Genomic DNA, 240 nt, shown 5'->3' on the forward strand with positions numbered 1-240 from the left:
TAAGGCGCCACTGATTATTAATCGGATAAGCTAATTGCAGGCTGTAACGTGACATATCTTTCTTGATCACATCACCCAAGGCATTACGCTCGGTTATTTCACTGAATACCGACTGACGGGTAGATGGTGAGATGACCAGGCCGATAGGCGTGTTCCAGCTTAGGTATAAACGTACCTGTTGGTTGCGCTGGATTTCACGCGTATCGAAATCATTTTGCTTATTGGCATGCTTGCCGCTTT

1 protein-coding gene is annotated in these 240 nt (G+C 45.8%); it reads right to left on the reverse strand.

What is annotated here, in order from left to right; translation table 11 throughout:
- The coding region (locus ETC27_RS17115; protein ID WP_205742805.1) for a hypothetical protein at positions 1-240 on the reverse strand (240 nt) is incomplete at both ends.

Origin of the sequence: Onishia niordana (genome assembly GCF_004798965.1) — a bacterium.
Classification (GTDB): Bacteria; Pseudomonadota; Gammaproteobacteria; order Pseudomonadales; family Halomonadaceae; genus Onishia; species Onishia niordana.